Here is a 21,485-nt window from a genome sequence, read left to right as displayed (position 1 = left end):
GTCGTTGCTAATCAGAAACCTCCTTGAAAACTGCCGCGTCTTATCCATTCAGTGTAGTGCTTCATCTAACTGCAATATCGTTTCGATATCCTCTAAGGTTACGACATAATCTACTTATGTCGCAGTGTAGCACTGCTGGAGACAAGCCTCGTTGTACCCCGCTGCTGCTTTACGCATCCGCGCCTGAAACGTATCAACGATGACATGATTGAGCATATGATTTGTTACCTACGCCCGTGGAGAACCACCGATGAGCATAACCAACGAACCCCATAGCCAGCATATTTCCCGCCAGTTCAGTCAAGAGCTGGAGGCATTGAAAACGCACCTGATGACCATGGGTGGCCTGGTTGAAAAGCAAGTACAGGATGCGACCCGCTCACTGCTCGAGACGGACACGGCACTGGCTCAGCGGGTGGTAGCCAACGACCGTCACGTCAATGACATGCAGGTCAAGATCGACGACGAGTGCACCCTGCTACTGGTACGTCGTCAGCCGGCGGCCTCGGATCTGCGCCTTGTGCTAGCGGTGACTCGCGCCACGTCGGATCTCGAGCGCATCGGCGACGAGGCCGACAAGATCGCCCGCAACGCGCTGGAGCTGGTCGAGAGCAACTCGGGAAACTGCGGTTTCGTCGAGGTGCGGCTCATCAGCGAGCATGTGCGCAAGATGGTCAGCGATTCGCTGACCTCTTTCGCCCACTTTGATACCGAACTGGCACTAAAGGTGGTGCGTGAAGACGATCATGTCGATAGCGAATACAAGACCGCCATGCGCTCACTCATGACACTCATGATGGAAGATGTGCGGGCGATTTCACCGGTGCTGAGCATCATGTGGATGCTGCGCTCGCTGGAGCGCATTGGCGATCATGCCAGTAACCTGGCTGAATATGTGATCTACCTGGTCAAGGGGATGGATGTGCGCCATCAGAATGCTGACGAGGTAGCCTGTAGTATCAGGGCCGAGGATGGTTCCCCCCCAGTGTCAGGATGAGTGTCGCACCCTCTGAGACCCTGTTTCTATAAAACGTTACACTCCGGGACCATACACCTAGCGTCTCGGCCTGGACCATAAACGCATCGGCCACCACATCCTCCAGCAGCAGCAAGTTGCACGCTAGTGCGGCACAGAATGCCACTTGAGTGGCCATCTGCTCGTCACCGTCGCTCAGTGAACTGGTCTAATTGTATCGGACACCCTGATAAGCCTTATAGTGAAGGCAATGAGAGGTGTTCATGACCAAGAAGACTCGACGTCGGTATTCCGACAAATTCAAGGCTGAGGCGGTCAACATGGTTCGGGGAGAGGACTACGCCATCTCCGAGGCTGCCAGGCGGCTGGATATCGGTCGCAGCCTGCTGGATCGCTGGTATCGCCAGCAACGTGACCGGGAGGTCAAGGACATCCACGATCAGAAGCGTGGTAGCTACGGGAGCCGTCGAATGGCCAAGGAACTCCATCGCAGAGGTCACGCAGTCGGTCGTTATCAGGCGCGTAGCCTGATGCAGGAAGCCGATATCGCCTGCCGACAGCGTCGCCGCTACCGGCATACGACGGACAGCGACTACGGCTTGCCAGTAGCTCCCAACCTGCTCAGCCGGCAATTCACGGTGCCTGAGCCCAATCAGGCGTGGGTGGCCGACATCACCGCCATCTGGACCCTGGAAGGCTGGTTGTACTTGGCGGCCGTGCTGGACCTCTATGACCGGCAGGTTATCGGCTGGGCCATGGCCGACCACATGAAGGCGTCACTAACCCTGGACGCTCTGGAGATGGCCTTTGGCCGCCGGCGCCTTCTCGAGGAGGGCTCCATCACTCGGATCGCGGCAGCCAGTACGCATCACATGCGTATCGCGAACGACTGGTTCAGCACGGGTTCCTGGCCTCCATGAGCCGCAAGAGGAACTGCTGGGACAATGCGGTCATGGAGCGCTTCTTCGGCTCTCTGAAGGGCGAATGGCTGGATGGGCAGCGGTACGGGACCCGCCAGTCAGCGAGACGCGACGTCGTGACCTATATCGAGATAGAGTACAACAGCTGCCGGCTGCACTCCACTCTTGGCTACCAAGCGCCAAGGGAAATCGAAAAAATCGCCGAAGCAGCTTAATAAAAGTGTCCGCTACGACTTGACCAGAACACCGGAATGAGTCCTGAGCCTATGTCACTCTCCATGATTGAACTTGCATTAAAAGCAGTTATTCCATTTGCTCTTATTTTCTTCGGGATCAACAGAATTTCAACCATCCCGCATGGCAGCGATGGTCGTATTCTTTATTTGAATCCACCATTTCGTAGGCCAATGCTCGTTTCCGATGACGCGCCTCATCTGAAACTTATGTTTGTCCAGGCCATCTTTATGGTGATCGGGATAGCTGGATTGCCATGGCTTTCGACGCAACTACCGCCGAACATCGCGAATGCAATGTGGCGCACTGGCTGGTTACTCGCTATTGTTGGCGTGGTCTTAATCTATTGTCTCGTCGAGGCGCTTGCTTATCGGAAGGAACTACGTGACGCCAAGCGTATTTCCCGGCATGAGGGCATTGCAAGGCTGGCCAAGCACATCGGCGCGGAAAGGACTAAGCTTAATCTGAGAATCGGGCTTATCGGACTCGCCTTTATTGGTCCAATGTTAATCACGATCAGTATATTATTTACATTTTCGGCGGACACTTCGGTGCCCCTATACAGGCATATATTTTTTATGGAGCTCGGCCTCCTGATGGCAACGCTAACGTTGCTTGGGTTACCTCTGCTTGGTTACGTCACGCATCTAGATAACCCGTCCGTAAATATCACCGCGGATGGATATATCGTCGACTCTTCGGAGAATAACCAATCAGAACTTGGCAACATTTCCAGGAATAGCTCAATAATTGGAATTCTTTCTCAACTCTTGTTCATAGTTGCTTTCGCGATCGGCGGTAGTGTGCCGGGTGCGGATGGCTTCGAAGGCGTGCTGCCTATATTGCTGGCCGTCGTGGGTAGCGTTTTCTTTGTCATCTCAATTGTCACGACCCCTATTGGCATACTGATGGGTCTCAGCGGTCTCTTTCAGCATGGTCAGGAAAAGCGCCCTGCGTGCGTCGGACTTGTTCTTGCAACGATAACTGCAGCGCTTATCGCTATCGAGGTTGCAGCTATATATCCTAGAGTTTCTTGAACATCGCCGCTGGGGTCATGTACCGGCTGGTTTGGTACTGGCCGTCGGGCTTCGATCGACGCCTTCCGTGACTTCGTGCGCGCAGGTGTGGGGCAGGATACTCTCGGGCGGAGTTGGGTAGAGTAGAGAGCAGACAATCATCACGGTAGCTCCAGCTTATCTGTTGCCGCCCTTTTCGTCTGGCGATTCACGGCGCCATTTAGGCGCTGCATCCCATGCTTAGCGTACACAAAAGATTCTACAATAAGTGCCTGATCTAAAATTTTCACGTATCATCAGGATCAGAACCTCTGACCCGGATCAAACTCATGGCAAGGCGCTTTGTTGCTCCACTTACTGACTCTGAACATCAGACGCTGTCCTCGGCCTATCACCATGGTGAGAAGCGTGCCTTACGTCGTCGTGCTCATGCTATCTTGCTAAGCAACCAAGGCCATACCATTAACCAAATCAGCGAGATACTGCAAGTTCGTCGTGATGCCGTATCACGATGGCTCAAGCAATGGGAAGCGTCGGGCCTCGATGGACTGATCGACAAGCCGCGCAGTGGTCGTACGCCTGCCTTGGATGACAACGACCACCAGCGACTGAAGGAAATGGTCGCAGAACAGCCCCATCAGCTCCGCTCCTTGCACGCTCGCTTTCAGGACGAGACGGGGAAAGAGGTCAGCATGGTGACGCTCCGTAGAGCGCTCAAAAAAAAATAGGCTCAGCTTCAAACGTATTCGGCATTCATTGAAGTCACGGCGTGACGAAAGAGATTTTCGCAACACTCAGGACCTCCTCAAGGCGCTTCAGCAGCGTGAAGATCAGGGTAAACATGAGCTCTATTACTTTGATGAATCAGGATTTTCACAATCATCGTCGGTGCCATACGCGTGGAGCCCCATCGGTAAACCCTGTGAGGTGACTGCCTACTCACATAGCCGAAGGCTGAATGTACTGGGGTTCCTCAGCCGAGCGGGGAAGTTGGTCTATCACACCGCCACCGAGTCCGTGACCACTGAGACGGTCATTGATGCGTTTGACCATTTTGTGGCCCAGAAGGACCCCGATACCTTCGCCGTGGTGGTGCTCGACAATGCCAGCATGCATCGCTCCAAGGCCTTCAGGCAGAAAATACTCGAGTGGATGTCGCATCGTGTGCATTTGGTCTATTTATCAGCTTATTCACCAGAGCTGAATCTGATCGAGGTTCTGTGGCGGCAGATGAAGTATGTCTGGCTGCCTCTGAGTGCGTACCTCACGTTTGATAACCTCTGTGAGGAGGTACATCGGATACTCGATGGCTATGGATCCGATCACGCGATTAATTTTGAATAGGCACTTAGTAAAATTAATTTAAATAGCTATATAACCTGTCGGCCCATCTGCGGATGGAATGAGGTTCCAAGAAAGTCTTATTGAATGAGTTTGTTCTGGGGTGAGGTATCCGATCGTAGTGGCTCGGAAATATCTCATCAAGATATTTTTTGGGCCACACCAAGGAGCTTTTTACCAAAAGCTTCTCCAGTAGATATAGTTCCTTTTTCCAGTCAAAATCCGTACTTGGTTGCTTCAACAAGAGAGTCGAGAGCTTGGTTTTGCTATCGGATGTATCAACCTCCAGCAACACAAAATTCTGCCCCCTTATCCTTAAGAGTCGAAATGCTAGGCAACGAGGATTGCCATCTGTCATCAGAAACTTAGAAAAACCAGCCATTGCAGGCAGTTTTTTTATGGCTGACTCCAGTATTACGCATCCCTTATCTTGCAAAACCTCCACCATTTCAGCAAAAGCTTCAAACCTGTGGATGTAATGATGAAGGTCATCACTATGATCTTCCAGTACATTAAATACTGCAGACGGTAGCTGCCCTCGGATAGTTCGTTCATCGGTACTGAATTCTAACTTTTCTAAATTTTGAGATTCTTCAGCTTCAGATGTATCCGGAGTGCGAGAGGACAGGCGATTTCCCATACCTGTTCGAGTTGTATAGGTCGGATTAGAAAAGGAAAAATTAATACTAGGCAATTGAAATATTAGATCTTTACCTTCATTTTTAGGGAGTTCTTCATCATCAATCAATGGCTGCTCCGCTGATCGTGGGTTACTTTCAGCCCCCACGCCTTTAGCAGACATCGGTGTCCTAAATCCAGGATCAAAAAACTCTATCTGCTCAGGCCCAGTATGTACCAAGTTTTTGACATCATGAATTTCGTAAACAAAAAAAGCCCTACGATCCCGGTCAAAATGTCCACACAATTTCAATGACACATGATTCAACACTGGTGGATCAAAACGAAAACTCCATCTTCTATAATTCCCAACATCACTCCCCTCTTTTAATTGATAGCTTGAGATACTTTCAAAAGATCTACGGGCATCTTTATCGAGAAGAACCCAGGCCAACAACCTCCGTAACTCAAGACTTTCACGAACATATTTAGGCAAAGAGCTTGTAGGGAGTATATTTACTTTTGCATATTTTTCCGCCTCATTTTCCTGGATATCAAACTCCTCACTTAGACCTCCCGGAATCATAGCCAAACGACTTAGATATGCATAGTGGAAAAAAAGAACTCGCGCCAACTCTATCTGAGGAAGGTAATATACAATATCGTTACTCTCAAAACAGAAAGACCACTGATGCCTATCTCCTTGTTTAGCAACCGAAGTTATTGGGCATTCTCCTATTTGTCGATGCTCCCATTGAGTTGTATCTCCTATAGTGATACTAGATTTATATCCTGCAGGATTATGATTGTCCACTGCATTCAGTACACGCCGTCGAGCCAAGGCCGTTAGCTGTGAAATAGAAAATGACTCTTTTTTTTGTCTAGGATCAAGCTTGACCTCGATTCTCCAATCTGAGTTATCAAGACGGCGATAGATTGAACCAATTTCTCTAATGCGACTGTTGTTTTCTATTTCTTTGAAATTCATCCTTTCCTTCTTCTAGTCGTTTTAAATATTTTCTTGCTGAGCTGGTGAGCCTTTCTTCACTGAGCCCAGAGTTTCTTAAAACACGCCAACGCGGTGGTTGATCATAGATATCTTTTAATACTGCATTGGTATTACTCAATCGGCGGATCTGATACTGATCAACAGTTTCAGAAATTTTCTCAAGAAGCTTAGCTGTTTCAGGTAGTAAATGCATCTTCTTTTCCAGTGATGAGCTGCTCCCAAGACGTTTCATAAGAAAATTTCTGGACCGTCTAGGACCAACTTGACTGGAATTTAGAAAGTGAATAATATTTTTTAGCCTCTTTAGATACTCTTTATCACGCTTCTGCCAATCAACTCTATATTTCCTTTCCTGCCTTTCAGCTAACTGTTTTTCAGAATTAACTCCCATAAGCCAACACCGATCGTACCGATACAGCCGAGCATATAGTGCAGCGTTTATTCGCCTTGCTGCTTTAGGATAGTAGTCTTCCAAGAGCTTCATCCATTGTTGCTGATCTTGGGTAAGTTCAAAATGATCACCAGAAAATTTTACGCTAATCTGAACATTAGACTTTTTGGTTGATGTCTCCCGTACCGACTTAAGTACTTCGCTGATACACCATCCTTTAGGAAGCAAGGCCTCATGAATGACCAAATGTTGCAGGTAACTAAAAACCTTACGATGCTTACGAAATACAGAGCGAAGCCAAAAAGATTCAGCCTCATCGCCAGAACATAGCAATAAACCATGACGGTTTAGAAAGTCCGCAGACCAAGTTTCCAAAACTTCATCATATATCGCCAAATGATCAATTTGAGCTTTACCTCGAATAAAGCCAAATTTCTGAGCAAGCAGGTTATAATAGCACGACCACTGCTCAAAACTTGGTGATTTCTCCGGTCCTTCGCGTAGCAACTGCCGAATCTGCTCCAAGATTAATAGCGAATTTTTACAGGAAGTTTTTTGAGGAAATAACGGGCATTTCTCCGGTGATGCTGCCTGATAATGATGCCGCTCTATCAGAGGGCGAGTTATGCTTGTGTTAATAAGCATGCCATGTTTATCACAGCTCTCGACACCTGAAACCTGCCATTCTCGAAGCCAAAAATATTCACCAAAAGAGCGTTGTTGTTCTTTCAAACATCCAGGGCAATACCTAATGTGACTGGGTGTTTTTACAATTGATGCAGCAACTCCCATTGCTAAATGTATTGCACCTTGAGACTCTCCAGCCATCCACTGTAAACATTGTTGACGACGCTCTTCGGGGATAAAAGGTGCATAAAGTGGCAGCAATGTATGACCATAGGCAATAGTTTCTAAAGCGTACGATGATGGCAACCACTTGACCATTTTTTGCAAATGACTCGGAAAATCCAAGGTTGCAACAACCTTACGATTATCGTAAACCTCCTCCAATAATTGCTTAGGGCTAGCAATTCCATGTCGTATCCCGGCCCTGGCGACTATGCTATATAGCAATTCTTCTGGATATGGGAGCGGGAAATTTAGCATGGTATATACTGCCTATTTATCAGAGCTCAGCCACTGTTCAGTATTAAAAACCAAACCAAATTGAATTGCTTCATTCAGAAATTCCTCTTCGTTCGCTGCTTGAGAGTGCATAAAACGAAAATCGTCTGAGTCTAGAGTATGCCACTCTGGTGGTTTTATCGATTTTGTTTTTCTCCTACTCTTTACCGGTGGTGTTTTTTCGGCAGTCTGATACCAATTAAGAATAATAGGCATTAGATCTTTCAGCTTTAAATTAGGATTTTCTTCGAAAGCTCTTTGGATTAATGGCTCTAAAAGGTCAGACTCGTAATCCATATCAACTAACATGGTATGTAAGCGAATGGCTTGGTTGTTACCATTATATTTCACGGACTTCCTGATCTGATCTTTGCTGGATTCTACAAGATTGCTAAGTTCCAGGATTTTCCTATCAACGTCCGGAATTGTAAGGTCAGAGTATTTAGCTATTTTACTAGGGTGTGTTAACAATCATTAGTTTCGTTTAAACTGATTTAGTATTCATAGATTTTGGTGGGCCATGAGTCGGTTGAAGTTACGCGATGATCAGTGGGAGCGAATCGAGCACCTGCTCCCCGGCAAAGCCTCAGACTGTGGGGTAACTGCCAAGGACAATCGCCTGTTCGTGGAAGCCGTGCTCTGGATCGCTCGGACCGGCGCCCCGTGGCGTGATCTTCCCGAATCTTTTGGGCGCTGGCACACCGTCTACATGCGGTATAACCGTTGGTCACGAAAGGGCGTTTGGCAGCGTATTTTTGACACAGTAGCCGACGATCCCGATCTAGAGCAGCTGATGATCGACGGTAGCATCGTCAGGGTGCACCAGCATGGAGCGTCAAAAAAAACACGCAAGACGTCGAAGCCATGGGCAAATCTCGAGGCGGATTGAGCACCAAAATTCATGCCGCAGTCGATGCGTTAGGTAACCCAGTACGATTGGTTCTCACACCGGGCCAGGCGTCGGAGTATGGTGCTGCTCCCGCTCTACTGGAAGGTTTTTCCCCGCAAGCGGTGCTGGGCGACAAGGGGTATGACTCCACTGCTCTGCGGGACATGATTCAGGCCGCAGGTGCCGAGCCGGTGATTCCTCCGAAAAAGAATCGTTTGGCGCGCATTGAAGTAGACTGGCACTGTTACCAAGATCGCAATCTGGTGGAGAGGTTCTTTCAGAAAATCAAGAAGTTCCGGCGGTTATCTACACGCTATGAGCGACTGGCAAGAAACTACCAGTCACTCCTCTGCCTCGTGTCAGCCGCCATATGGCTGGCCTAATTGTTAACGCCCCCTAGGATCACCGGAGCGTAGAGCATCCACCATAGGATGAATGGGTTTCAGTTCGTCATGATAAACCGCTTTCATTATATTTGGCGTGATTCGCTCTGTGCCTGTTACCACTGCTCTAATTTGGGACAGTACAAACAGTTTTATGACAACATCCATAATACCTTGAGAAAGATCAAACCACAGATTTCTCAACTCATCGGATATGCTATCACTGGCTTTTGTTAACCACTGGTATTTCCATAACTTTTGCGTAAACGCGCCCCATTCGGTCCGGAGCACGTTTTCCTCGGCTCCAGGTTGGCTCAAGGGCTCCCATAGTATTGACCCAAACCCAGCTCCCCGCCGCGCCGAACGCAAATCCGAGTCGAAGACCGCCCGAGCTTTTGGCGTTCCGACCATCACCACCGGCACTGATATCTCATTTACCAAAGTTACGAAAAAGTTCAGCATTTTTTCAGCTCCGCCGGATGCACGAACACTCAAATGCTGTATTTCATCAATAACTAATAAACCAATAGCATAGGTGTTTGCCAGCTGCGACATCAGCGCAATCATTGTCTCTACGCCGTGGCGTTTTTCTCCATAGCGACGAACATAATTTGTTGCAAGAATGGAATCGATTTCTCGAAAAAAATTATGGCACAGGCTCTTGAGGGAGCCGTCGTGTGGGCAATCGATTTTCAGGAAAACAATCTGTATAAAGTTGTATTCTGGGTGGCGAATTAGCTGTGGGTAAGTTGCCAGAATGCGGTTCAACGAGATAGTTTTTCCGGAACCTGAGCAGCCGATAAACGCCATGCTTTTCGCAGTCGACTCGACATGTTCAAAACGAAATGCGTTTAAGTCTCCACTCTTGATTCGTTCGTAACCATTCTGTAAATGGGTCGAGAGATCGCCAGTGGCTAGGTTTCGACCAATATATCCCTGCCGCAGTATGATCGATATTTTCGCTTCCAACTCGATATGACGAGCTAGAGGCTGAAAGAAGCCATCCAGTAATTGAGAGATGATATGAATTCTGGTTTGTCCATCTAAGTAACTATCCGCTAACCTGAGTTCTATGCCTCCCCCAAGTCCATCTTTCAGCTGCTTTCGCTCAAGAATTGGCGGCAGCGCCTCAATTAACGGATTCCCATGATAGCTGGGAACTCCTGTCTCTTGGTAGACCGCACTCACCATGCCTGAAGGTAGGGTCATTCATCATCTCCAAACAACTCATCCAGAAAATCCGGGAAAGCACCATCATCTGGCTTTTCATGAAGGTAAGTGACATCAGATTTCGGTTTACTACTTTTAAACTGCCGGTCTTTTGTTTTTTCAGCTCTCAGAGCATCCCGCTCCAGCATTCGATTATCACGTATCCCTCTAGTTTGTTCAGATTTTGATTGTTTGTGCTTAGCTGGGCGAGAGCGCTCAGCATCTTGTAGAGTTTTGCTAACCAATTTTTCAAGATCTCTCTTGCTTGTTGTTTCAGATACTTTCGCAGCGTTGGTAGCTTTTCGCTGCTCTTCCTGGATGCTCCATAACTCCCACATTGACTTTCCACGAAATTGGCGCGAACGATCAGTCAAAGAGCATACCCAGTAATCCGAACTATCTTTTTCAGGGAAAAGATAAATATGATCAGCCATTACTGGATCATAAGCTGCTTGCAAGCCAGTTACTCTACGACCTCCATTACGATGCAGCCAGCCAGACCCCAATAATTCCTTCGATGTGTAATAAGCGCCAAAACAACTAATACCTAAGTCCGAAACATTGACTTTGGTACGCGGCAGTAAAGCCATTCTAAGAGCTTCTTCTGATACATTCTTCAATCTACCGGTTCGATATTGTATGCCCCAATTCCAAATATTGAGCGGGGTTAACGCCATATCATTTGGAATATCCGGGTCGCGGTCATATTTCGACAATACTGCATATTGGTTCCTATGCAGTATTGAAGCAAGCATGATACGAGTGAAATCTTCAAGAGTTAGTGTTGCATCTAGTCGATAGTCTTTTCCACCCTGTTTTCTAACTTTTGTAGCTGTTACTACACCAGGTACAAAGGGTTTGAACTCCGCTTGAAGAGTCCTGAAGTAGCGCTCAACAATCCCTTTTGCATCACCTCGGTATGGTGGCGTTAATTCAATACGCACACCGAAAGCTTTCTCCAGAGATTCAATCTGATATCCAAGTAGCTCACCGCGATCCGCTAAAATTGCATCTGGCACTCCAACAGTAGGCCATTGCTCTGAAGTAATCTCTAAGCCATATCGAGCACATAGCTCTGTTTTACTCGACATGGACGTAGTCAACGCGCTCATGGCTGTGACATAAGATGGGTTTTCCAAGCCAATATAGAAGCCCGCTACCATGCGACTGAAAACATCGACAACCACATACAAAGTAGGACGACCAATAATTCGTTGCCGATCCGCAGATAACAGATAAATGTCTGCAATCGTCGCATCAATTTCATACCTTGAACCAGGCCCCAGCACCCCTGCTGTGGCGGTTCCAATCAGCCCGGCTTATTCATGAGGCTGGCTTGAAAATAAAGATGGCGAGGGGTTTCTCTTGTAGAATCAGGATGTTCCAGCCAGAACTTGATTCAAGAGGACCTCTCGCCATGGGTGAAAGATTATCGTCGTGGACGCCTTCCTGCAATGGTTCTGTTCGGGCCGAGCTAAGCGGCCACCGCACCACCAGCGACAGCGGCGCCTTGCTGCTGCGTGAAGCCCTCGACAACAGCGGTGTTATCCAGGCGCTGGAAGAAAGCCTGGTCGACCGGCGTGATCCACTGCGTATTCGTCATTCCCTGGCCAGCCAGCTGCGAACCGTCGTGTTGCAGCGCGCCATGGGGTGGATCGACCTGGACGATACCGACACGCTGCGTCACGATCCGCTCTGGCAGCTGGCGTGCAGCGATGCACGCGGAATGACGCCTCTGGCACAGGACCGTCCGTCGCAGGCGACGCTGTCGCGGCTGCTGGCGTGCCTTGGGAGTCATGACAACATCGATACCGTGCATGAAGGCCTGTTGCGCCTGGCGATCTGGCGCCTGGCATCGCTGAACCACGGCGAGCAGCCCGATAACCTGACGCTGGACATCGACGGCCTGCCGATCGAGGTCCATGGTCGTCAGGGCGGGTCGGCCTTTCACGGGCTGTACGGCACACGCATTTATTCGCCGCTGGTGGCCTCGCTGGCCGAAACCGGTGACATGGTCGGCGGCCTGCTGCGCGAGGGTAACGCGGGCCCTGCCGAGAACGCCGATACCTGGATCCCTCACCTGGTACGGCGCCTCAATGAAGGCACCGGTGCGACAGTGACAGTGCGTATCGATGCCGGGTTTACCGGCAACGATACGCTGCTGGCCATGGAAGAGCGTGATATCGGGTACCTGGGCCGGCTGCGCAGCAACAACACCCTTCAGACGCTGGCGGCGCCGTATCTCAAGCGGCCGCCCGGCCGACCCCCGGACCAGCCCCGGGAATGGTGCCATGACCTTGAATACCGGGCCGACAGCTGGCCCGAGCCACGGCGCGTCGTGCTGGTGGTTCAGGAGCGCCCCGACGACCTGTTGCTCCACGCCTTCTTCCTGGTGACCAACCTGAGTCGGTACCACTGGCCGCCGGAAAAGGTGTTATCACTGTACCGCAAGCGCGGCAGCGCCGAGGCGCACATGGGCGAGGTCAAGTCGGCGCTGGATGTTCACCTCTCGTCGACCGATCGCGGCGCCTCCACCGAGCAGAACGTGATGGATCGCAACGAGGCGAGTCTTCTGCTGAGCCTTTACGCCTATCAGGTGCTGCATGGTCTGCGTTGCGTGCTGGAACGGCAAACCCGACAGGGCTGGAGCCTGATCCGAATGCGTGAGCAGGTCCTCAAGGTGGCCGCCACCCTGATCCTCCACGCCCGACGTATCACGGTCCACCTCGGCGCCGCAGCCGATAAATGGTGGCCGACTCTGCTGAAAGGGCTACCAAAACTGACAGCGTTGCGCTGACGCCTCAGCGGTCGCATAAGCAAGACAGTGAGACGCCGGTCCTGTCGATGACCGGCGGTTCCGGCTGCCCGGATGACCGACGACAAGGCAGGGAAGGGGCTGAATAACGGCGATAGCAGCCGGACAGAGCGTCACCGGAAGACGGTGCCGTCTCGAAATCGGCGTTCGGCGACGAGCTACCGGCTCCCCGGGGCTTCAGGATGCCCAGTCAGCGTTCCGGTGAATAAGCCGGGATCAGCGGCCGAATATCTTTTTGATATGAGATTTTATTTCTGAGGAATCCCCATGAAATGGGTAATAAAATCAGCATGATAGGATTGAAAAAGCCTGCATGAGTCATGCATGTTGTGAGTTACGACACACAACAACATGCGAAGGAGACCCATGCAGGCCCCTCGATTCTTGCATAACTTGCTGACGTCTTCACTCTCCGTGATCCATGCCAAGCGGCTACAGACCGTCCTCGATACCGTTGGCGCTCTGCTGGGCGAGCGACGTCTGGGATTAACGGCCATTGGCCGTGCGTTGCCGAGCTCGACGGATGCCAAGCACGCCATCAAACGAGTCGATCGACTATTAGGCAACCCTCACCTTCATCAGGAACGACCGCTGTTCTATTGGCTCATGGCCTCGCTGCTGATCGGCCATACAACACGCCCACTGATTCTGGTGGACTGGTCGCCGATTGATGACCGCGGCAGGCATTTCCTGCTGCGTGCGGCGGTGCCCTTCGCCGGGCGATCGCTGCCCATCTTCGAGAAGGTTCATCACAAGGAAGGATGCCCATACTGTGAAGCCTATCTGCTGGATGCGCTGGCAAGGATCCTGCCCGACAAGGCCACGCCGATCCTGGTGACCGATGCCGGCTTTCGTAACCCGTGGTTTCGGGCCGTTGAAGCGCGCGGCTGGTATATCGTTGGACGGGTCCGTCAGCCCGCCCGTTACCAGGCGTCAGGCGAAGCATGGCAACCCGTGAAGACCCTGTTTCAACACGCGACATCGGAACCGCAGGCGTGGGGCTCCGTCCGGATCGCCGAAAACCATCCGTTCCGCGCTCAGATGGTGCTCTATTATCGACCGCCACGGGGACGTAAGCATCGCAATAAACAAGGCCGGATCTCTCGGGACGGCGGCAGCCGGACGATCGCCCGGCGTCAGCAGGAGCCCTGGGTGCTGGTCAGCAATCTGCCGGACCGCTCAACGCTGGCGAATAAAGTGGTAACGATCTACCGACAGCGCATGCAGATTGAGGAAGGGTTCCGCGATGTCAAAAGCCCCTTGTTCGGGCTGGGCTTCGGCATGCATCAGTCTCGCCAGGGCAAGCGCATCGAGGTCCTGCTGCTGATCGCCATGTTGGCGAACGTGGCCATGATGGTGGCCGGCCTGGATGTCCGAGCCCGGGGGCAACAGCGGCGCTATCAGAGCAACAGTATCCGGCACCGGAGCGTGCTTTCCGTGTGGCGCCTGGGCTTGGAATGTCTTCGTCGTCATCAACCCGACGCCGTGCCTTGGCCTGCTTGGACAACCCTCCGAGCACGACTTCGCGAGGAAGTCAGGGAGCAGAGCCTATGCGGCGAGTAGCAACATATTCGTGGGGATTCGTCAGATTTTATTTGCTCTTAGGCGAATACGATCAGCCTTCTTGTACTCTCTACGATAAAAATATCTTATTTGATCTAATGTTGGATAATCTTCAGGCTGCACATTTGGATTAGCGGCCTCAAACATATCAATAAATCGACGATGGGCGTATGGCAAGGAATGGCCCTTGTCATTGACGTAGTAGCGATCTAGTACCAAGCGGAACATATTTTCAATAGAAGAATCGACGGTAATACCCGTACCAGGCGAGATTTTTCGTGGCCGCCCTAACTTTTTTTTTGAAATCCTCTTCTGGCCTTTTCCACCAGATTTACGATAATCGGGTAGTAGTGCGTTAGGCATTTTGCCACGCTGCCAGTATTGTCGAAGATTTTTATAGATCGTTTTCCTTGGTGTTCCGGTTTCGTCGCTACGCGACTGGACTAACTTCCCCCTGCCACTGCGGTAAAAAATTTCTTCATCAGCGAGCAAAGGTGCAATTAGTTCATACCGCTGGTCTCGAATTAGCTGGGCTTTACTGCCATTTTCTACAGATAGCGAAGCGAGTTCTTGATATGGATCCTCTGTCCTGCGAAGTGTTTCATCAAACATCCACTGCTCAGCCTGAAATGTTGTAATCACTTCCGGCCAAGCTTTCTCTGAATCAATATTTATCCAGTTAGCATGCTGCCCCGCCAGTGCTAATACCCGATATCTCTCTTGTCCCCACTCAAAGACGTCATTGATTCGCAGCATAGCTAGCCCTCAGAAAATCTTTATTATCAACCATTTGCAGGTCTTGTGATACCAGCTTGGTCCATGGGATCGATATATCAAATATAAGCACTCTTAAAGCCGCCAAAGCCCGTAACCGAGCTAGCGATGTCCCCGGCTCAAGCGAATAAGCCTGGTCAACCAGCATGCCTATCTCCGGAAGCTTGGTATTCAGGTTTTGTGCCAGCACATCGGCATAGATCGGCAAGCTTTGAAGCAACACTTCCATGCTTTCGCTTTGTACACGTGCTGAGTAAAGAAGATCCAGATTCTCCATTATGGTATGAGGCATCTGCTTTTCAGTTATCAAATACCAGGGAATCCCTTTAAGCTTCCAGTACCGTTGCTCAATCTCGAGCTTTTCAACAGTTCGCGGATCCATCAAGTCGGTAGAGACTTTCACCTGAATGGCCAACCTCTGTGGCCCGGTTGGCATGGAGAGATCAACGACGAAATCGCTGGACATAACCTGATGGTATCCGCCTACCTCGGGGTGGCGAATGTTGGCTTCGTCAGCGATTGTTAGAGTGTCTTCTATTCGGAGCGGAAATTGCTCGCGGATGTCGGTAACTGCGGGGTTCCATTCAAGCAACAGGAAGGCTGCCAGTTCTGTATCAGAAAAAAAATGATGGGTTCGCCCGGTAAGGTGTCCCATCACCCTGTGCGAGCGCCCCTTGGAGGATAGATCTCTGACCGTCAACCAAGGGCGGTAATCACTACCGCTACCTTTGCCGCGCTCTTCTTTAATCCATTTTTCCGTTTTTTTGTCTAGCTTGCAGCTGGCCATTCCCTATACCCCTTGAGGAGAATAGCCTGACTTTGCCACATTGGGTGCCTGTTACCAACTCTATTTATAAGGTACCAACTTTTTTCCCTAGTTACCGACTTTATTACCATCCCACAGTTTCTTCGGCAAACCTGTCTACGCCTATTCCACCGTGACGCTTTTGGCCAGGTTGCGCGGCTGGTCAACGTCGGTACCCTTGAGCACCGCCACGTGATAGCTCAAAAGCTGCAGCGGCAGGGTATAGAGCAGCGGCGCCACAGCTTCGTGGACGTGGGGCAGATGAAGTACGGAAACATCGTCTTCGCTGTCGTCGATGCCGACGTTTTCGTCAGCAAAAACGAACAGCTCGCCGCCCCGGGCACGCACTTCCTGGAGGTTGGATTTGAGCTTCTCCAGCAGGGCATCGTTGGGCGCTACCGAAATCACCGGCATTTCGCTGTCCACCAGCGCCAGCGGCCCGTGCTTGAGCTCGCCGGCGGGGTAGCCTTCGGCGTGGATGTAGGAGATTTCCTTGAGCTTGAGCGCGCCTTCCAGGGCGATGGGAAAGTGCGCCCCGCGGCCGAGAAACAGCGCGTGGTGCTTTTCGGCAAAGGCCTGGGAAAGCGTCTCGATGTTGTTATCCAGCGCCAGCACCCGACGGCAAATATCGGGCAGCGTTTTCAGCGCGGCGACGATGCCGGCCTGATCGCTGCCAGTTGCTTCTGTGCTCTTGTCCAACGCCAGGGTCAGCAGCATCAGCGCCACCAGCTGGGTAGTAAAGGCCTTGGTCGAGGCGACGCCGATTTCCGGCCCGGCCCGGGTCATCAGCGCCAGGTCAGATTCGCGCACCAGAGAGCTTCCCGGCACGTTGCAGATGGCAAGCGTGCCCGCATAGCCAAGCCCCTTGGCAAAGCGCAGCGCGGCCAGCGTATCGGCGGTTTCTCCGGACTGGGAAAGCGTCACGAACAGGGTGCCTTCAGCGACGACCGGATGGCGGTAGCGAAACTCCGAGGCCACCTCTACCTGCACCGGCACGCCGGCGTAGCGCTCCAGCCAATAGCGCGCCACCAGCCCCGCGTGATAGCTGGTGCCGCAGGCGATAATGTGAATCTGGCGGGTTTTCGCAAACAGCGCCGGCGCGTCGGGACCGAAGCTTTCCGCAAGCACGCTTGACTCGCCCAGACGACCTTCAAGCGCGTCGCGGATTACGGCCGGCTGCTCGAAGATTTCCTTGAGCATGAAGTGGCGGTAGTCGCCCTTGCTGGCCGCGCCGTCGGCGTATTCATAAATCTGCACCGGGCGTTCCACGGCCCGGCCGTCGCGGTCGACGATATGGATATGGCCGCCGTTCTTGAGCTCGACCAGATCCCCTTCTTCCAGGTAGATAAAGCGGTCGGTCACCTGCAAAAGCGCCAGCGGGTCCGATGCCAGAAAGGCTTCGTCGATGCCCACGCCTATCACCAGCGGGCTGCCCTGACGAGCGCCGATGACCACGTCGGGTTCCTTGGGGCTCATGACCCCGAGCGCGTAGGCGCCGCCCAGGTTACGCACGCTATGCTGCACCGCCTCGAACAGCGTGGCGCCGTCGTCAAGGGTGGCCGCCAGGCGATGAGCAATCACCTCGGTGTCGGTATCCGAAGTGAAAGCGTAGCCGTCGGTCTCGAGTTCCTGCTTGAGCGCCTCGAAGTTTTCGATGATGCCGTTGTGCACCACGGCCACTCGATCATCGCTGTGGTGCGGGTGGGCGTTGGCTTCGACGGGCTTGCCGTGGGTCGCCCAGCGAGTGTGAGCAATACCGGCCCTGCCCGGCAGCGGCGATTCCGCCAGGCATTTCTCCAGCGCTGCGACCTTGCCCACGGCGCGGTGGCGCGTCAGCGTATCGTCGCGCATCACCGACATGCCGGCAGAGTCGTAGCCGCGATATTCCAGCCGTTTAAGGCCTTCCAGCAATATGCCCTGGACGTTGCGCTGGGCAACGGCGGCGACAATGCCACACATAGGGTCTCTCCTTTTCAGCGTTGTGGTTAATCGCGCTTTTTCGGGCGCGGCCAGTCGGCCTTTTCGCGCTGGGGCGCGCGGGTCACGCCCAGCGCGTGGTCGGCCACGTCCCGAGCAATGGTCGAGCCGGCTCCTACGGTGGCACCCTGGCCGATGTTCACCGGTGCCACCAGGGCGGTATTGGAACCGATGAAGGCATCGTCGTCGATCCGCGTACGGTGCTTGTTAACGCCGTCGTAGTTGCAGGTGATCGTTCCCGCGCCGATATTCACGCCGCGCCCCAGGGTAGCGTCGCCGACATAGCTCAGATGATTGATCTTGCTGGCCTCGCCGACGTCGGCATTTTTGGTTTCGACGAAGTTGCCTACCCGGGCGGCGACGGCCAGACGGGTGCCCGGGCGCAGCCGCGCGTAGGGGCCGATGGCGTTATGCCCCGCGGCCACGCACTGCTCCAGCACGCTGTGACTTTCGACCACGCTGTCCGCGCCGATGGTGGCGTTTCTGATCACGCAATAAGGGCCGATATGCACGCCCTCACCCAGGCTGACCTCGCCTTCGAACACGCAGCCGACGTCGATAAAGACATCGTGGCCGCAGGTCAGGGTGCCGCGCACGTCCAGCCGAGCGGGGTCGGCCAGCGCCACGCCGTCGGCCATCAGCTGCTCGGCCCTGGCACGCTGAAGGGCACGCTCCAGCTCGGCCATCTGGGCGCGGTTGTTGACGCCCTGGACTTCCAGCGGCGTTGCCGGCTGGGCGGTGGCCACGCCCACGCCGTCCTCGGCGGCCATGGCGATCACGTCGGTGAGGTAATACTCCTCCTGGGCGTTGTCGGCGGAGAGCCTGGGCATCCAGCGCTTGAGCTGGGCGGCGGTCATCGCCATGATGCCGGTGTTGCACTCGGTAAGGGCCAGCTCTTCGGCGCTGGCATCTTTCTGCTCGACGATCGCCACGGCGTTGCCCGCCTCGTCGCGCACAATGCGCCCGTAGCCGTCGGGGTTATCCATGGTGACGGTCAAAAGCCCCATGTGCTGCTCGTCCACGCGCTCAAGCAGCGCGGCCAGCGTATCCCGGCGGATCAGCGGGACGTCACCGTAGAGCACCAGCACCTTGCCGTGCCCCAGCTGTTCGAGAGGCTGCGCCACGGCGTGCCCGGTGCCCTTCTGCTCGGCCTGCACGCAAAAACGCACCGATGACTCGGCAAGCGCCTCGCGCATGGCCTTGGCGCCGTGGCCGATCACCACATGAGTGCGCTGGGGGTTCAGCCCCGCTGCCGTATCCAGCACGTGGCGCACCATGGGCTTGCCGGCAAGCGAGTGCAGTACCTTGGGCAGCCGGGAGCGCATGCGCGTGCCCTTCCCGGCGGCAAGAACGACTATGTCCAGCTCGTCGTGCATAAGATTATCCTTGTGTCTCGGCGGAGGTATCCCCGGCTACCTTGATATTGTGGTCGGCCATGAAGTCAGCGCCGATAAAATCGGCAAAGGCGGGGCTGGCCAGGCTCTGCCAGCTGTCCTCGTCGCGCACCAGCATCAGCACCTTGAGATCGAGCGCCTGCGCCAGCGCCATGCCTTCCTCGCCGCCCAGCACCGTCATCGCCGTGGCCCAGGCGTCGGCCCGGGCGTTGGAAGGGTGCACCACGGTGACCGAGGCCAGCGAGTGGCTAATGGGGCGGCCGGTGCGCGGATCAATGGTGTGTGAAAAGCGCTGGCCGTCCTGCTCGAAATAGTTGCGATAGTCCCCCGAAGTGGCCGCCGACAGACCCGATAGCGGAATGATGTACTGGGCACTCTGACCGCTGCTCCGGGGCTTTTCAATGCCGATCCGCCAGGGCATCTGCTCGTCCGGGTCACGATAGCCGCTGGTGGTCAGATCGCCGCCCAGATTGACCAGGTAGTTGTCGATGCCCTGCTCGTCCAGGTATGCCGCCACCCGATCGGTGGCGTAGCCCTTGGCCACGGCGGAGAGATCGACAAAGACGTCGCGGCTGCGCCGGGCACGACTGCCGTCGGTGTCGACCTCCAGGGCGTCAAAGCCTACCTGCTCAAGGCGCGCGCTCAGCTCGCCTTCTCCGGGCACGCTTTCCGGACGGGCTTCGGGGCCGAAACTCCACAGATTCACCAGCCCGCCGATGGTGACGTCGAACGCCCCGTCGCTTTGTCGGGAAATCTGCTGGCTGATCGACATGACCTTGATCAGCGGCGGCGGCAGCGACTGCCATTCATCAAGGGGAGCTTGGTTGAACGCAACCAGATCGCTGTCGTCGCGGTAGGTGGACATGGCCTCGTCAACGCGCTCCAGCTCGTCCAGAAATCCGTCTTCCAGGGCCTCCTGCGCGTTCTGATCCAGGGTGTCCGCCACGGTGATCTGGTAGAAAGTGCCGAAAATACTGCCCTCGAAACGCACCGGGGACTGACTTTCGGGCTCGCTTTCGCAGCCGGCCACAAGCGCCAGCGCCATCAGCATGGCTCCCATGGTCAGCGCTTTTACCGCGTTATGTTGCATGATGTTGCATTACCTTTTGGTGTGCTGTCAGTTGGCTTGCTAGACGTAAAACAGCCACAGCAGCCATACGCCAAGTATCAGCCGGTAGATCACGAAGGGCTGCATGCCCAGGCGCGTAATGAACGCCAGAAACAGGCGAATGCAGAGGTAGGCACTGATGCCCGCCAGCGCCGTGCCGCCCAACAGGGTAAGCCAGTCAACGGGCGCGGCCTGCTGGCTGAGCGTGACGATTTCCATCCCCCCGGCCAGAACGATCACCGGAATCGAGAGCAGAAACGAAAAGCGCGCCGCGGCTTCCCGGCCCAGCCCCAGCATCAGCGCCGCGGTCATGGTGATCCCCGAGCGCGAAGTCCCGGGAATCAGCGCCAGCGCCTGGGCCAGGCCGATCACGGCGATATCGCGCCCGCGCAGCCGATATTCGTCCCGCCGGCCGCGGCCCCTGCGGTCAGCGTAGCCCAGCAGCAGGCCAAAGCCGATCATCGCCGCGGCGATCACCAGCGTCGAGCGCAGATGCGCCTCTATAAAGTCGTGCAGCAAAAGGCCGAAAACGCATACCGGCAGGGTGGCCAGCGCCACGGCCAGCGAAAGTCGGGCGTCGCGGTCAACGCCGCGCCCGGCAAGGGCGGCCAGGCTGCTTTGCAGCATGGCGACAATCTCCCGGCGAAAGTAGACCATCACCGCCAGCAGGCTGCCCAGGTGCAAGGCGACGTCAAAGGCCAGCCCCTGATCGCCCCAGGGCGTCAGCGCCGGTATGAGTATCAGGTGGGCCGAGCTCGAAACGGGCAAAAACTCGGTAAACCCCTGCACGACGGCAAGTACGATGACCTGTAGCCACTCCATTGGAGAACCTGTCAACAATTCAGCGGGCGCCATGCCCCTGTGGAAGAAATATGGGGGTGGAAACGTGTGAGCCCAAAACAGCGCCGGACGCCAAGCGCCAACGGCCATGCTGTGAC

General features: G+C 53.9%; 17 protein-coding genes and 1 pseudogene. 7 read left to right on the top strand and 11 right to left on the bottom strand.

Annotated features, from left to right (window positions below; all coding sequences use genetic code 11):
• Positions 1–250 precede the first annotated feature (250 nt).
• The 4 genes and pseudogenes from phoU to P1P91_RS00735 all read left to right on the top strand — a co-directional run bounded on the left by phoU (position 251) and on the right by P1P91_RS00735 (position 4,490).
• Positions 251–997 (top strand): phosphate signaling complex protein PhoU, encoded by a 747-nt coding sequence (gene phoU / locus P1P91_RS00750; RefSeq protein ID WP_311883853.1) that lies wholly within the window; start codon positions 251–253, stop codon positions 995–997.
• A gap of 242 nt (positions 998–1,239) precedes the next feature.
• Positions 1,240–2,111 (top strand): annotated as a pseudogene (locus P1P91_RS00745) (IS3 family transposase).
• A gap of 36 nt (positions 2,112–2,147) precedes the next feature.
• Positions 2,148–3,167, top strand: a complete 1,020-nt coding sequence (locus P1P91_RS00740) for a hypothetical protein (RefSeq protein WP_311883851.1) — start codon at positions 2,148–2,150, stop codon at positions 3,165–3,167.
• Positions 3,168–3,475: 308 nt separating this feature from the next.
• A protein-coding gene (locus P1P91_RS00735; protein WP_311883849.1) for an IS630 family transposase occupies positions 3,476–4,490 on the top strand; the annotation gives its coding sequence in 2 pieces (ribosomal slippage) (positions 3,476–3,862 and positions 3,864–4,490; 1,014 coding nt in all).
• Positions 4,491–4,503: 13 nt separating this feature from the next.
• On the opposite strand, the gene P1P91_RS00730 is transcribed toward P1P91_RS00735, so the two are convergent.
• Genes P1P91_RS00730 through P1P91_RS00720 form a run of 3 tightly spaced genes read right to left on the bottom strand, consistent with a single transcriptional unit; the run spans position 4,504 to position 7,981 of the window.
• Positions 4,504–6,093: a Tn7-like element transposition protein TnsE gene (locus P1P91_RS00730; protein ID WP_311883848.1), complete on the bottom strand. Its 1,590-nt coding sequence runs from the start codon at positions 6,091–6,093 to the stop codon at positions 4,504–4,506.
• Entirely contained in the window at positions 6,056–7,612 is a 1,557-nt protein-coding gene (locus P1P91_RS00725; RefSeq protein ID WP_311883847.1) for a TnsD family Tn7-like transposition protein, read from the bottom strand. Before P1P91_RS00725 ends, P1P91_RS00730 begins: the two co-directional genes overlap by 38 nt.
• Before the next feature lie 12 nt (positions 7,613–7,624).
• Positions 7,625–7,981, bottom strand: coding sequence for a hypothetical protein (locus P1P91_RS00720; protein WP_311883845.1), 357 nt, complete (start codon positions 7,979–7,981; stop codon positions 7,625–7,627).
• 169 nt (positions 7,982–8,150) lie between these two features.
• Between P1P91_RS00720 and P1P91_RS00715 the strand changes: the two genes are divergently transcribed.
• Positions 8,151–8,902 (top strand): IS5 family transposase gene (locus P1P91_RS00715; protein WP_407650535.1). Its coding sequence is split into 2 segments (ribosomal slippage): positions 8,151–8,483 and positions 8,486–8,902, totalling 750 coding nucleotides; the frame shifts between segments, so codons are not numbered across the junction.
• Between the two features lie 3 nt (positions 8,903–8,905).
• On the opposite strand, the gene P1P91_RS00710 is transcribed toward P1P91_RS00715, so the two are convergent.
• The gene (locus P1P91_RS00710; RefSeq protein ID WP_311883843.1) at positions 8,906–10,111 is read right to left on the bottom strand and encodes an ATP-binding protein; all 1,206 of its coding nucleotides are present in this window, start codon (positions 10,109–10,111) and stop codon (positions 8,906–8,908) included.
• On the bottom strand, positions 10,108–11,400 hold the full coding sequence (locus P1P91_RS00705) for a DDE-type integrase/transposase/recombinase (RefSeq protein WP_311883842.1): 1,293 nt from the start codon (positions 11,398–11,400) through the stop codon (positions 10,108–10,110). The genes P1P91_RS00710 and P1P91_RS00705 overlap by 4 nt, the downstream gene beginning before the upstream one ends.
• 89 nt (positions 11,401–11,489) lie before the next feature.
• Here P1P91_RS00705 and P1P91_RS00700 point away from each other — a divergent pair, with 89 nt between their 5' ends.
• Both P1P91_RS00700 and P1P91_RS00695 read left to right on the top strand, forming a co-directional pair.
• Positions 11,490–12,908 carry an IS1380 family transposase gene (locus P1P91_RS00700; RefSeq protein WP_311883841.1) on the top strand — a complete coding sequence of 473 codons (1,419 nt, stop codon included), beginning with the start codon at positions 11,490–11,492 and terminating at the stop codon, positions 12,906–12,908.
• A gap of 384 nt (positions 12,909–13,292) precedes the next feature.
• The gene (locus P1P91_RS00695; RefSeq protein WP_311882096.1) at positions 13,293–14,489 is read left to right on the top strand and encodes an IS4 family transposase; all 1,197 of its coding nucleotides are present in this window, start codon (positions 13,293–13,295) and stop codon (positions 14,487–14,489) included.
• A 21-nt stretch (positions 14,490–14,510) separates the two neighbouring features.
• On the opposite strand, the gene P1P91_RS00690 is transcribed toward P1P91_RS00695, so the two are convergent.
• From P1P91_RS00690 to P1P91_RS00665, 6 genes are all read right to left on the bottom strand, one after another.
• Positions 14,511–15,245, bottom strand: coding sequence for a hypothetical protein (locus P1P91_RS00690; RefSeq protein ID WP_311883839.1), 735 nt, complete (start codon positions 15,243–15,245; stop codon positions 14,511–14,513).
• Positions 15,229–16,050, bottom strand: a complete 822-nt coding sequence (locus P1P91_RS00685; protein WP_311883837.1) for a TnsA endonuclease N-terminal domain-containing protein — start codon at positions 16,048–16,050, stop codon at positions 15,229–15,231. Before P1P91_RS00685 ends, P1P91_RS00690 begins: the two co-directional genes overlap by 17 nt.
• A gap of 141 nt (positions 16,051–16,191) precedes the next feature.
• Positions 16,192–18,027 carry a glutamine--fructose-6-phosphate transaminase (isomerizing) gene (gene glmS, locus P1P91_RS00680; RefSeq protein WP_311883835.1) on the bottom strand — a complete coding sequence of 612 codons (1,836 nt, stop codon included), beginning with the start codon at positions 18,025–18,027 and terminating at the stop codon, positions 16,192–16,194.
• Positions 18,028–18,053: 26 nt separating this feature from the next.
• Positions 18,054–19,421, bottom strand: coding sequence for a bifunctional UDP-N-acetylglucosamine diphosphorylase/glucosamine-1-phosphate N-acetyltransferase GlmU (glmU, locus tag P1P91_RS00675; RefSeq protein ID WP_311883833.1), 1,368 nt, complete (start codon positions 19,419–19,421; stop codon positions 18,054–18,056).
• A 4-nt stretch (positions 19,422–19,425) separates the two neighbouring features.
• Positions 19,426–20,529, bottom strand: coding sequence for an FAD:protein FMN transferase (locus tag P1P91_RS00670; protein WP_311883831.1), 1,104 nt, complete (start codon positions 20,527–20,529; stop codon positions 19,426–19,428).
• Between the two features lie 39 nt (positions 20,530–20,568).
• A complete protein-coding gene (locus tag P1P91_RS00665; protein WP_311883829.1) occupies positions 20,569–21,369 on the bottom strand; it encodes an undecaprenyl-diphosphate phosphatase in 801 nt (266 codons plus the stop codon).
• Between the last annotated feature and the right edge of the window lie 116 nt (positions 21,370–21,485).

The organism is Halomonas piscis (assembly GCF_031886125.1).
Taxonomy (GTDB): Bacteria; Pseudomonadota; Gammaproteobacteria; order Pseudomonadales; family Halomonadaceae; genus Vreelandella; species Vreelandella piscis.
The sequence above is the reverse complement of the archived record's forward strand: the minus strand, read 5'-3'. Positions and strand labels throughout refer to the sequence as shown.

What these genes read in the sequence shown, in the direction of transcription:
- P1P91_RS00695 (WP_311882096.1), top strand. Translation starts at nt 13,293, where the DNA reads ATGCAGGCCCCTCGATTCTTGCATAACTTGCTGACGTCTTCACTCTCC.
- P1P91_RS00740 (WP_311883851.1), top strand. Translation starts at nt 2,148, where the DNA reads ATGAGTCCTGAGCCTATGTCACTCTCCATGATTGAACTTGCATTAAAA.
- P1P91_RS00685 (WP_311883837.1), bottom strand. Translation starts at nt 16,050, where the DNA reads ATGGCCAGCTGCAAGCTAGACAAAAAAACGGAAAAATGGATTAAAGAA.
- P1P91_RS00700 (WP_311883841.1), top strand. Translation starts at nt 11,490, where the DNA reads ATGTTCCAGCCAGAACTTGATTCAAGAGGACCTCTCGCCATGGGTGAA.
- P1P91_RS00725 (WP_311883847.1), bottom strand. Translation starts at nt 7,612, where the DNA reads ATGCTAAATTTCCCGCTCCCATATCCAGAAGAATTGCTATATAGCATA.
- glmS (WP_311883835.1), bottom strand. Translation starts at nt 18,027, where the DNA reads ATGTGTGGCATTGTCGCCGCCGTTGCCCAGCGCAACGTCCAGGGCATA.
- P1P91_RS00690 (WP_311883839.1), bottom strand. Translation starts at nt 15,245, where the DNA reads ATGCTGCGAATCAATGACGTCTTTGAGTGGGGACAAGAGAGATATCGG.
- P1P91_RS00665 (WP_311883829.1), bottom strand. Translation starts at nt 21,369, where the DNA reads ATGGAGTGGCTACAGGTCATCGTACTTGCCGTCGTGCAGGGGTTTACC.
- P1P91_RS00670 (WP_311883831.1), bottom strand. Translation starts at nt 20,529, where the DNA reads ATGCAACATAACGCGGTAAAAGCGCTGACCATGGGAGCCATGCTGATG.
- P1P91_RS00710 (WP_311883843.1), bottom strand. Translation starts at nt 10,111, where the DNA reads ATGACCCTACCTTCAGGCATGGTGAGTGCGGTCTACCAAGAGACAGGA.
- P1P91_RS00730 (WP_311883848.1), bottom strand. Translation starts at nt 6,093, where the DNA reads ATGAATTTCAAAGAAATAGAAAACAACAGTCGCATTAGAGAAATTGGT.
- phoU (WP_311883853.1), top strand. Translation starts at nt 251, where the DNA reads ATGAGCATAACCAACGAACCCCATAGCCAGCATATTTCCCGCCAGTTC.
- glmU (WP_311883833.1), bottom strand. Translation starts at nt 19,421, where the DNA reads ATGCACGACGAGCTGGACATAGTCGTTCTTGCCGCCGGGAAGGGCACG.